The sequence below is a fragment of the Humitalea rosea genome, from assembly GCF_003253705.1.
GTDB classification, from domain to species: Bacteria; Pseudomonadota; Alphaproteobacteria; order Acetobacterales; family Acetobacteraceae; genus Humitalea; species Humitalea rosea.
Genome location: NZ_QKYU01000019.1, coordinates 94695 through 106047, shown reverse-complemented (window position 1 = coordinate 106047; position 11353 = coordinate 94695). Strand labels below are relative to the sequence as shown.

Sequence of the window (11353 nt, the reverse complement as noted above, 5' to 3'; positions counted from 1 at the left end):
AAGGAAAACGCCACCATCAGGCCGTCATCGCCCTCGCAAGACGCCGCGTGAACGTGCTCTGGGCCGTCGTGCAAAACCGCACGCCCTTCCAGACCAGATTCAAAATGGCCGCTTGACTGAGCCATTAGGCTGCCGCCGCCAGCATCGCTTCCAGCACGGCTTGAGGTGTGGCGCCCGGCGTCTGGCCCCCCGGCCGTTGCAATGGCGCGGCGACCCGCCCGCCCAGGCCCCAGGCCGCCGACCAGCTCGCGGCCTCCGCCGGCCAGGCCGGGACCAGCCCGGCCAGCCCGGCCAGCATCGCATGCCCCGGCGGCACCACGCCCTGCAATGCCGCCAACTGCCCCCAGCCATCCAGCACCCAATCCGCCCGCAAGGCAGTCTCGGTGACGCCCGCCACGCGGGCGGGCCAGGCGGCGAGCACAGCCACCGGCTGCTCCAGCACCGGCACCAGCGTGGCGCAGGCGGCGTGAGCCAGGGCCAGCGCCTCGGCCACCCGCTCGGCGATCGCGCCGGCCAGGGGATCGCCGGGCCTCTCCCGCAGCCGCGCCAGGAGGCCGCCGAGGGCCGCGATATCCCGCCCGACCGAGCCGCCTGGGCCATGCGCGGCGCCGAGCCCGGCCAGTTCGTTCAGGCGGCGGGCCATGGTCGCGGCCTCGATGCCCTGGGCGGTGCCGAGCGCCCAAAGCGCCCGCGCGGCCCGCCGCTCCCGCCCCGCCGGGGTATCGGCGGCCAAGGGCGGTTCGGTGCCGGCGGGTTCGGTGCTCAGGGTCAGACGCGCCAGCAGCAGCGACCGCGCGGCATCCTGGGCCGCGGCCTCGGCCGCGAGGGCGGCGGTGGCGGCGGCCTGGGCGAGCGGGCCGGCGGCGCCACCCCGCGCCAGGTGCCGCGCCACCGCCCGTATCAGCCGCGGGGTCGGCGGCCCGGCCGGGCGCAGCGCCCGCCACAGCAGCGTGTCATGCAGGCTCGGCTGGGCCAGCGGCGCCAGAGCCTCCCACGGCAGCACGTAGAGGCCGCGTGCGCCGGAAGGATTGGGCAGCAGGAAGTCCAACCCGCCCTGCCCCGCCATGCGGATGCGGACGCCGAGCAGCGCGGGCGCGGTGAAGGGAACCGCGACGCCGCGTTCGCAAAAACTCGCGGCGCGATCCGGCGCCGCGGCGAAGCCGGCCAGGGAAGAGAGGGACGCCTGTTGCATGGCCCCAGTCTGGACCAGCGACTCTGAACGGAGGGTTAGGCGCCCTTGAAGACGGGCCGGCGCTTCTCGGTGAAGGCCAGCGTCGCCTCGCGGTAATCGGCGGTCTGGGCAAACCCCTGGGAAGCCGCCTGCTCCTCCGCGCTGACCGGGATCGGCCCGCGCAGCGCCTGCAACGCGCGCTTGTGGTAGCGGTTGGACAGCGGCGCGCCCTCGCAGATGCGCCGCGCCAGGGCCTCGGCCTCGCCGAAGACCGCATCATCGGGGACGACGCGGGAGATCAGCCCCTTCTCATAGGCTTCGCGGCCGGAGAAGACGCGGCCCTCGATCATCAATTCGCAGGCGATGGCATAGCCCACGACCGAGAGGATCGGGTCCAGCTCCGCATGCGCGTACCAGATGCCGCGCTCGCGGGCCGGCACGCCGAGGCGCATCCCCTCACCGCCCACGCGGAAATCGCACATGCTGGCGATGCCGGCGCCGCCGCCCATGCACCAGCCCGAAATCGCGGCGACCACGGGATGGGTGCAGGCGCGGATGGCCTGCATCGCGTGGTGCAGATCCTCGTTGTAGCGGTTCTGCTGCTCGCCGGTGCCGCGATCGCGGGCGAAGGCGGCGATATCCGCGCCCGCGCTGAAGGCGAGCGTGCCGGCGCCGCGGATCACCAAGCAGCCGATCTCGTTCACCGCACCCAGCGCATCGAGGGCCGCGCCCAGCGCCCGCCACATCGGCAGGTCCAGCGCGTTGCGCTTTTCGGCGCGGTCGATCAGCACGGTTCCGACCGGGCCGTCCACCGAGACCTTGATGCGCGGGTCGGTGCTCATCGGGTCGGGCGCGGCGGCTCGACGCTGTAGTCGTAAAAGCCCTTGCCGGATTTGCGGCCGTACCAGCCGGCCTCGACATACTTCACCAGCAGCGGACAGGGGCGGTACTTGCTGTCGCCCATGCCCTCATACAGCACCTGCATGATCGAGGCGCAGGTATCCAGCCCGATGAAATCGGCCAGCTCCAGCGGCCCCATCGGATGGTTCGCGCCGAGCTTCAGCGCCGTGTCGATGGAGGTGATGCTGCCCACGCCCTCATACAGCGCGTAGCAGGCCTCGTTGATCATCGGCACCAGGATGCGGTTGACGATGAAGGCCGGGAAATCCTCGGCGGTCGCGGTGGTCTTGCCGAGGCGATGCGCCAGGGCCTCGACCGCGACATACGTCGCCTCGTCGGTCGCGATGCCGCGGATGATCTCGACCAGCTTCATGACCGGCACCGGGTTCATGAAATGCATGCCGATGAAGCGCTCGGGCCGGTCGGTGCAGGAGGCGAGGCGTGTGATGGAGATCGAGGAGGTGTTGGAGGCCAGCATCGCCGAGGGCTTCAGATGCGGGCAGAGGCTGCGGAAGATCGACTGCTTGATCGCTTCCTTCTCGGTCGCGGCCTCCACCACCAGATCGCAATCACCGAAGGCGGCGTAGTCGGTCCCGCCGGTCACCAGTGCCAGGGCCGCGTCGCGCTGCTCGGCCGTGATGGTCTTGCGGTTGACCTGGCGGTCCATGTTCTTGGCCATGACGCCGCGGGCGCGTTCGATCGCCGCGGGGTCCACATCGACCATGTGGACCTGAAGCCCGGCGAGCGCCGCGACATGGGCAATGCCATTGCCCATCTGTCCGGCGCCGATCACACCCAGGATCTGGATGGCAGGCGCAGGCGCGCTGATATCCGACAGCCCGAGGGCGGGCTTCACATCGACGGTCATGTCCGGGCCAACTCCGCTTCGAGTTCGGGAACCAGTTTGAACAGATCGCCGACAAGGCCGTAGTCGGCAACCTGGAAGATCGGCGCCTCCTCGTCCTTGTTGATGGCGACGATCACCTTGCTGTCCTTCATGCCGGCCAGATGCTGGATGGCACCGGAAATGCCGATGGCGATGTACAGCTCGGGCGCCACGATCTTGCCGGTCTGGCCGACCTGATGATCGTTGGGGGCATAGCCCGCATCGACCGCGGCGCGGCTGGCCCCGACCGCGGCACCGAGCATGTCGGCGACCTTGTCGAGCAGATGGAAGTTCTCGGCCGAGCCCATGGCGCGGCCGCCGGAGATGACGATGCGCGCGGCGGTGAGTTCCGGGCGCTCCGACTTGGCGATCTCGGCGCCGACGAAGGTGGAGAGGCCGGGATCGGCCACCACCGCCGCGGCCTCGATGGCGGCCGAACCGCCCTCGACCGCGACCGGGTCGAAGGAGGCGGCGCGGATGGTCATGACCTTGGTCGCATCGGCCGAGCGCACCGTCGCCAAAGCATTGCCGGCGTAGATCGGGCGCACGAAGGTATCGGCATCGACCACGGCCGAGACATCGGAGATCGGCTGCACATCCAGCAGGGCGGCCACGCGCGGCATCACATTCTTGCCGATCGCCGAGGAGGCGCCGAGCAGATGCGTGTAGCCGGGCGCCAGCGCGACCAGCAGCGCCGCGAGCGGCTCGGCCAGGGCATGGGCATAGGCGGGGGCGTCGGCGGTCAGCACCTTGGCGACCCCGGGCAGCCTGGCGACGGCGGCCGCGGCGGCCGCGACATCGCCGCCGGCGACCAGGACATGGACGTCACCAAGCCGCACCGCGGCGGCAATGGCGCTGCGGGTCGGCTGGCTGACGGCGCCATCGGCATGGTCGGCAAGAACGAGGACCGTCATCTCAGATCACCTTGGCTTCGTTGCGCAGCTTGTCGACGAGTTCGGCGACCGAGGCCACCTTGCGGCCAGCCTGCCGCTTCGGCGGCTCCTCCACCTTGAGCACGGTCAAACGCGGGGTCGGATCGACGCCCAGATCGGCGGGCTTCAGGGTCTCGATCGGCTTCTTGCGCGCCTTCATGATGTTGGGCAGCGAGGCGTAGCGCGGCTCGTTCAGCCGCAGATCGGCGGTGATGATGGCCGGCAGGGAAAGCGAGACCGTCTCCAGCCCGCCGTCGATCTCGCGGATCACGGTGGCGCGGTCGCCCTCGATCGTCAGCTTGCTGGCGAAGGTGCCCTGGGACCAGCCCATCAGCGCCGCCAGCATCTGGCCGGTCGCGTTCATGTCGTCGTCGATCGCCTGCTTGCCCATGATGACCAGGCCCGGGCTTTCCTTGGCGATGATCGCCTTCAGCAGCTTGGCGACGGTCAGCGGCTCCACCACCCCGTCCTGCTCGACCAGGATGCCGCGATCGGCGCCCATGGCCAGCGCGGTGCGGATCTGTTCGGCGCAGGCGGCCGGCCCGATGGAGACGGCGATGATCTCGGTCGCGATGCCCTTCTCCTTGAGGCGCACGGCTTCCTCGACCGCGATCTCGTCGAAGGGGTTCATCGACATCTTCACATTGGCGGTCTCAACGCCCGACCCGTCGGACTTCACCCGGACCTTGACGTTGTAGTCCACCACGCGCTTGACGGGGACGAGCAGCTTCATGAATGGCTTCCTGACCTGGCATCGGCGGGCGAACCCGCGGTTCTGCCTTGTTACACGTGCCCCGCCGACGGAAGACCCGCCATCTCGCAGCCGCACAATTGCTTGGGCTATACGTCGGCCCAGCGGCCCGCGGCAAGGGTGCGGCCGGGATTCAGCCGCGCATCAGCGTGATCAAAAGCATGAACAGCACCAGCGCCGCACCTTGCAGCACCACCCGCCACCGCATCAGCGCATTGGAGCGTGCTCCGGAATTGCCGCGGGCCATGCCGATCAGCCCGGCGGCGAGGACGCCCAGCGTGCCGAGCATGGCGGCGACGACGAGGAAGGTGAGGAAGGTCTTCATGCCGGACTATCTGCCCCTGCCCGCCGGATTCGCAACCCGCCCGATGAACAGGGCTCCCGTGCCCGCCAGGGCCAGCCCGGCGCAAAGCAGGAACCCCGGCGCATAGCTGCCCGTCACGATGACCAGCGCCGAGAAGGCCGAGGGCGAGAGGATCATCGCGGCCCCGAACACCACGCCCATCGCCGCCGTCGCGCCCCCCGCCCTGCCCGGCGGGGCGAGCCTGGCCAGTTCCCCGAGCAGCAGCCCGTTCCATCCCACCGCCGTCGCCCCCATCGCCATGCCGGCCAGCACGATCCCTGCCTGTGGCCAGGACGGCCCGGCCAGGGCCAGGAGCAGCGCCGAGGCGGCGGTGCCGAGCGCCAGGGCGATCAGCACCGGCCGGGCACCCAGCCGATCGCCCAGGATGCCCCAGGCGACGCGACCCAGCGCCCCGGAGGCCTGGCCCAGCGCCAGCGCCACCCCCGCCTGCGCCAGCGGCACGCCGAGCGACTCCACCTGCCAGACGACGAAGAAGGAGGCGAAGCAGAACTGGCTGGCCCCCAGCCCCGCCGCTGCCAGCGTCAGCCCCAGCAGGGCCGGGTCCTCCCGCAGCAGCCGCAGGCTGGCCGCGGCGTCGCGCAGGGCGCCGCCGTCGATGCGCGCCTGGGCGTCTCGATCGGAATCGAGCGCCGCGCGCAGCGGTTGCAGCGAGGCCGCGATGGCCACCGCCATGACCGCGACCACCACCACCCCCCAACGCCAGCCGAAGGCCACCCCCACCGCCGGGGCCAGGGCCGCGATCAGCATATTGCCGGCCGGCACGCCGGTCTGCTTGAGGCTGAAGATCAGCCCGCGCCGGTGCGGCGGCGCCCGGCTCGCCAGAAGGTGACTGCCCGCCGGCGTCACCGGCCCATGGCCGAACCCGCCCAGCAAGGCCGAGGCGGCCAGCGCCCAGGCCTCCCCCACCAGCGCCAGCAGGATCGCCGCGGCGATGACGCAAAGTGCCACCTGCAACAGCCGCACGCCGCCCCAGGCGCGCAGCAAGGCGGCGGTGAAGGGCCCTGAAATCAAGGCCCCGCCATAGACCATCGCGGTGTGAAAGCCGGTGAGGCTCGGGGACAGGCCGGTTTCCGCGGCGATGGCGGGGGCCAGGACCGGCACGGTCAGGAAGGCTCCCATCCCCGCCAGATGCACACCAAGCAGCGCGACCATCACCAGCCAGACCGAAGGAGCAGCACCCATCCGCGCATGGTGCGGGGGCGAGGCTGCCAGCGTAAAGGGCACCCGGCCACCAAATCCCGGGTTGACCGCCCCCCCACCAAGCGGGCAGGGCTGCCCCCATGCATTGGCTCCGCGTTCTCCTTCCTCTCCTGCTTGTTCTCGCGCCGATGGCGCAGGCCCAGGATTCGCCGCCCAGCCCGCCCCCCGTCGCCATCCCCGCTCCAGCGCCGGCCCCGGCGCGCGCCGGGGCACCGCCCCGCGCCGCGGCCAGCCAGGCCCCGATCGGCGCGTCCGAGGCCGCGCGGCTGCGCGACCTGCTGCGCGACGATGCCCGGCGGGGCGATCTGCTGCGGACGCTCGATGCCCTGGCCGCCACGGCGGGCAGCGCGCCCCCCGCCGCGACCACTCCGGCCACGGCGGGGGCCACCGCGCCGGCGGCCGCCCCGGCGGCAACGCCCGCGACCGCCCCTGCGGCCCCCACCGCCGCCACACCCGCGCCGGCCGCCGGGCTGACCGACCTGCTGGCCCCGAACACCCTCGGCGCGCAGTTGCTGCTGGGGGCGAGCCAACGCCTGCAGGCGCTGTCGGACCAACTCGTCAGCGGCGCCCAGGCGATCACCGATCTGCCCGCCATGGGCGCCTGGTTGTCGGATATCGCACGCGATCCGGTCACCCAGGCCCGGGTGTTCGATGCGTCCTGGAAGCTCGCGCTGCTGTTCGGCCTTGGGCTGCTGGCGGAAAACCTGGCCAAGCGCTCCACCCAGCGCTGGCGCGACCAGCTCGATGCCGCGGCACCGGAGGTGGGCACCGCCTGGCGCTGGCTGATCCGCATCCGCCTGCTGCTGGGGCGGCTGCTGCTGGATCTGGTGGCGCTCGCGGCCTTTGCCGTCGTGTCCTACGGGCTGATCGGGGCGGTGAACCCGCTGCCGACGACGCAGCTGATCCTGCTCGGCGCCAACAATGCCTATATCCTGGCGCGCGCCATCCTGATCGTCGCGCGGATGCTGTTCTCCCCCGCCTCGGCGCATCTGCGCCTGGTGCGCTGCGCCGATGAGACGGCGGCCTATGTCACCGTCTGGCTGCGCCGCATCATCACGGTCGGCGTGGTCGGCATCAGCATCGCCGAGACCGGGCTGCTCTTCGGCCTGCCCTGGTCGGCCTATGACGCCATCGTCCGGCTCGACCTGCTGATCGTCTCGCTCTTCCTGATCATCGTGGTGCTGCAGAACCGGCTCGCCGTCGCCGATGCGCTGCGCGCCGCCGACCTGCAGGAGGGTGAGACCCCGGACCGCAGCCGCCGCATGCTGCGCGCGCTGCGCAACCGGCTCGCCGAGATCTGGCACATCATCGCGATCCTGTACCTCATGGCGCTCTGGGGGGTCTGGGCGATGGAGGTGCGCGACGGGTTCGAGCGGCTGCTGCAGGTCTCGCTCGCCACCGTCGCCGTGCTCGGCGTGGCGCGGCTGGCGGATGAGGGGATGCGGCGGGCGATCGGCCGCGGCTTCCGCGTCAGCAAAGACCTCGCCAGCCGCTACCCGGGGCTGGAGGCCCGCGCCAACCGCTACGTGCCGGTGCTCAAGGGCATGGTGTCGGGTGCCATCACCTTCATCGCCTTCCTGGTGCTGCTGGAGGCCTGGGGCATCGGCGCCTTCCAATGGTTCCGCGCGGGGGCGCTGGGCAGCCGGCTGCTCGGCTCGCTGATCCAGATGAGCTTCGTGCTGGTGCTCGCCATCGCCGTGTGGGAATCCGCGAATGCGGGCATGGCGCGCTACCTCCAGCGCCTGTCGCGCGATGCCCAGGCGGCGCGCTCGGCACGGGTGCGGACGCTGCTGCCGATGCTGCGGACGACGCTGCTGATCGTGATCCTGGTCTTCGTCGTCCTGAACGTGCTGACCGAGATCGGGGTGAATGTGGCGCCCCTGCTGGCCGGCGCCGGCGTCGTCGGCCTGGCCATCGGCTTTGGCAGCCAGAAGCTGGTGCAGGATGTCATCACCGGCGTGTTCCTGCTGTTCGAGGACACGGTCGCGGTGGGCGATGTGGTGAAACTCAGCGACCTCAGCGGCGTCGTGGAGCAATTGTCGATCCGCTCCATCCGCCTGCGCGCGCTGGATGGCAGCCTGCATATCGTCCCCTTCAGCGCGGTGACGACGGTGACCAACATGTCGCGCGATTTCGCCTTCGCGGTCATGGACGTCGGCGTTGCCTACCGCGAGGACACCGATCACGTCATCGAGGTGATGCGCGCGGTCGCCGAGGAGATGAAGGACGATCCCAAGGTCGGCCCCACCCTGCGTGGCGGGCTGGATGTGCTGGGGGTCGAGAGCCTGACGAACAGCGCGGTGATCATCCGGGTGCGGCTCAAGACCGGCCCGATGGGGCGCTGGGACGCCTCGCGCGAGTTCAACCGGCGGATCAAGAAGCGCTTCGACGAGCTGGGGATCGAGATCCCCTTCCCCCACCAGAAGCTGGTGTTCGAGAAGGGCGCGGTGCTGCCGTTCCAGGCCATGACCCCCGAGGCGATGCCACCCGAGGCAGGCGCGCCCGCCCCCGGCGGCCCGGCGCCCGCATAGGGGCAGCCATGCGCGGACCGCGCGTGCGTTTCGGCGCGCGCGGTCCCTATCATTCCGCCATGCTCGCCAAACGGATCACGATTAGCGGCCCGGCCGCCTGAGCGCCCTCTGCGGGGGGCAGCGGCCGGGACCTCCCCGCACCCTCCCTTCCACCCCATGATCCGGGGCCTGCATTCCATGACCAATGATTCGACCGACGAACCGCTGACCGCGGCGGGGTTTTTCGTCACCTCCGAGTGTTCCCCGGGGCTGCTGTCGCGGCTGCTGGAACCCTTCGCCAAGCGCGACCTGATCCCCGACCGGGTGCGGGCACAGCGGCGCGGGACGGTGATGACGGTTGAGATGGCGCTGAACGCCATGCCGGTCGCCATGGTGCATCTGGTCGCGGGGAATCTCGGCCAGGTTGTCGGCGTGCATCGGGTGGAGGCGATGGAGGGGCGCAGGGTCGCCGCGGCCTGACGGCTGGCCGGCATTCGCCGCCAGCCTTTCCGCCTCTGTTCAGGCCAGATTCTGTTCAGGCCAGGCTCTGTTCCGGGCCAGATTCTGTTCCGGGCCAGAGTGCCGCCCCCGAAACAAAAACCGCGGGGCGCAACATTCCGTCAACAGCCTGATGCGCAACTGGCGCCTATGTAAATTCGGAGTTATTTTTAAGACTGAGGCTTTGACGCCCGGTTTCCGGATTTGCGCCATGTTCAAGATTACGATCGCCCGGGCCTTCTCCCTGATCTTTGGTGGGCTGATCGCCATACTGATCCTGATCGGCGGCCTCGCGTCGGAGCGGCTGCGGACAGAGCGCATGGCCCGGCATTGGCTCCAGCACAGCAATCGCGTGCTGGCCCTTATCCAGGACCTCAATGTCGGCATGCATGCGATCGAGGCCGGGCAGCGCGGCTACCTGCTGACCGGCGAGGATGCCTACCTCCAGCCCTACGATGCCGCCGTCGCGCGCATCTCCGACCTGCGGAGGCAGTTGATCGAGGAAACCTCCGACAATGCCGGGCATCGGGAGCGCCTGCTCGCATTCGGCCCGACGTTGCAAAGCAAGCTTGAGGAATTGGCCGCGGCAGTTCGGGTGCGCCGCGACGGGAACATCGAAGCCGCCCTGCAGATCCTGCGCGCCGATGTCGGGCGCGGCCAGGCGGCGCAGATCGCGGGCTTCGTCGCCGCGATGGCGCAGGCGGAGGAGGTTCTGCTCCAGCAGCGGCTCGATGCCACCGACAACCGTGGCTTCCTGACCCTGGCATGGGTGGCCACCGGCACCGGAATCGCGATCCTGACGCTGCTTTGGGCCGCCCGGATGCTCTACCTCGCGGCCGCCACCGATGCGCTGACCGGCCTGCAAAGCCGCAACCGGATGTGGGAGATCTTCACCGCCTGGCAGAACGAGGCGCCGCCGCGGATGGCGGCGATGCTCTACGTGGACATCGACCGTTTCCGCTCGGTGAACCAGGTGTTCGGCCCCGCCGCGGGCGACAAGCTGATCAAGGAAATGGGGCGCCGGCTGCTGACTATCGCGGGCCGGCACCATGTCGGAAGGCTCGGCGGCGATGATTTCGCGATCTGCTGCCTGGGCACCACGCCGGACGAGGCAGCGGAGCTTGGCATCGCCGCCGCCGCGATCCTGGCGATGCCGTTCACCGTGCGGCACGAACGCCTGCATCTGACGGCCAGCGTCGGCGTCGCGCACAGCGACACCGCGGGCGCCGTGGACCTCCGCCAGGGTGCGGATGACGCGCGCTACGTCGCCAAGCTGCGTGGCGGCAATCAGGCCGTCGCCTTCGTGCCCGCCATGCATGCCTCCCGCAAGGCCCAGGCCGAGCTGGAACAGGAGATGCATCTGGCGCTGGAGCAGGACGGCCAGCTCAGCATGGCCTACCAGCCCGTCGTGCGGATGTCGGATTGCAGCCTGGTCGCGGTCGAGGCGCTGGCCCGCTGGACCCATCCCCGCCTGGGGGCGATCCCGCCCGACCGCTTCATCGAACTCGCCGAATCCCGCGGCATGATGATCCCGCTCGGGCAGAAGCTGATGCGCATCGCGCTCGCCCAGGCCGCGGCCTGGCATGCGCGCTACCCCGGCGTCTGCCCGGTGATGAACATCAATATCTCCCCGGTTCAGCTTGCGGGCGGCCAGGTCATCGACGAGCTGGTCGAGCTGGTGCGCGACCATGACCTGTCGCCGGGCGCCTTCTGCATCGAGGTCACCGAAAGCGCCTTCACCGAAGCCCAGGCGGTCTGCGCCTTGGAGAAGGCCAGGCGCCTGGGGTTCCGGGTGTCGCTGGATGATTTCGGGATCGGCTTCTCGGCGCTGTCGCAACTGCCGCGGCTGCCGCTGGCCGCGATCAAGCTCGACCGCAGCTTCACCTCCCATGCGGCGGAGAGCCTGGGCGATGCGGCGATCCTGGCCGCGATCGTGCACCTCGCCCATGCGCTGAAGCTGACCGTGGTGGCCGAGGGCGTGGAGACCGCCGCCCAGCTCGCGCTGGTGGCGGACTGCGGCTGCGATGCGGTGCAGGGCTATTACTTCTCCCGCCCGCTCAGCCCCGAGGGGCTCGAAGCCTGGCTCGCGGCCGAGGCGACGCGCCGGACGCAGCACCCGCTGCTGCCGGCGGCGTGACGCG

General features: G+C 70.6%; 10 protein-coding genes. 3 read left to right on the top strand and 7 right to left on the bottom strand.

The window, feature by feature from the left end:
- Window positions 1-124 precede the first annotated feature (124 nt).
- From C8P66_RS16550 to C8P66_RS16520, 7 genes are all read right to left on the bottom strand, one after another.
- Window positions 125-1192 carry a hypothetical protein gene (locus tag C8P66_RS16550; RefSeq protein ID WP_111399383.1) on the bottom strand — a complete coding sequence of 356 codons (1068 nt, stop codon included), beginning with the start codon at window positions 1190-1192 and terminating at the stop codon, window positions 125-127.
- Between the two features lie 35 nt (window positions 1193-1227).
- On the bottom strand, window positions 1228-2013 hold the full coding sequence (locus C8P66_RS16545; RefSeq protein WP_111399382.1) for an enoyl-CoA hydratase/isomerase family protein: 786 nt from the start codon (window positions 2011-2013) through the stop codon (window positions 1228-1230).
- Window positions 2010-2939, bottom strand: coding sequence for a 3-hydroxybutyryl-CoA dehydrogenase (locus C8P66_RS16540; RefSeq protein ID WP_111399381.1), 930 nt, complete (start codon window positions 2937-2939; stop codon window positions 2010-2012). Before C8P66_RS16540 ends, C8P66_RS16545 begins: the two co-directional genes overlap by 4 nt.
- Window positions 2936-3871 (bottom strand): electron transfer flavoprotein subunit alpha/FixB family protein, encoded by a 936-nt coding sequence (locus tag C8P66_RS16535; RefSeq protein ID WP_111399380.1) that lies wholly within the window; start codon window positions 3869-3871, stop codon window positions 2936-2938. Before C8P66_RS16535 ends, C8P66_RS16540 begins: the two co-directional genes overlap by 4 nt.
- 1 nt (window position 3872) lies before the next feature.
- Window positions 3873-4622, bottom strand: coding sequence for an electron transfer flavoprotein subunit beta/FixA family protein (locus C8P66_RS16530; protein ID WP_111399379.1), 750 nt, complete (start codon window positions 4620-4622; stop codon window positions 3873-3875).
- Window positions 4623-4773: 151 nt separating this feature from the next.
- Complete coding sequence (locus C8P66_RS16525; protein WP_111399378.1) at window positions 4774-4965, bottom strand: twin transmembrane helix small protein; 192 nt, start codon at window positions 4963-4965, stop codon at window positions 4774-4776.
- A gap of 6 nt (window positions 4966-4971) precedes the next feature.
- Window positions 4972-6186 carry an MFS transporter gene (locus C8P66_RS16520; protein WP_111399377.1) on the bottom strand — a complete coding sequence of 405 codons (1215 nt, stop codon included), beginning with the start codon at window positions 6184-6186 and terminating at the stop codon, window positions 4972-4974.
- 146 nt (window positions 6187-6332) lie between these two features.
- Between C8P66_RS16520 and C8P66_RS16515 the strand changes: the two genes are divergently transcribed.
- The 3 genes from C8P66_RS16515 (at window position 6333) to C8P66_RS16505 (ending at window position 11349) form a co-directional block, all read left to right on the top strand.
- Entirely contained in the window at window positions 6333-8735 is a 2403-nt protein-coding gene (locus C8P66_RS16515) for a mechanosensitive ion channel domain-containing protein (protein WP_111399376.1), read from the top strand.
- 177 nt (window positions 8736-8912) lie between these two features.
- Complete coding sequence (locus C8P66_RS16510) at window positions 8913-9194, top strand: hypothetical protein (RefSeq protein WP_111399396.1); 282 nt, start codon at window positions 8913-8915, stop codon at window positions 9192-9194.
- 229 nt (window positions 9195-9423) lie between these two features.
- Entirely contained in the window at window positions 9424-11349 is a 1926-nt protein-coding gene (locus C8P66_RS16505) for a putative bifunctional diguanylate cyclase/phosphodiesterase (RefSeq protein WP_158537279.1), read from the top strand.
- The last annotated feature ends 4 nt before the right edge of the window (window positions 11350-11353 follow it).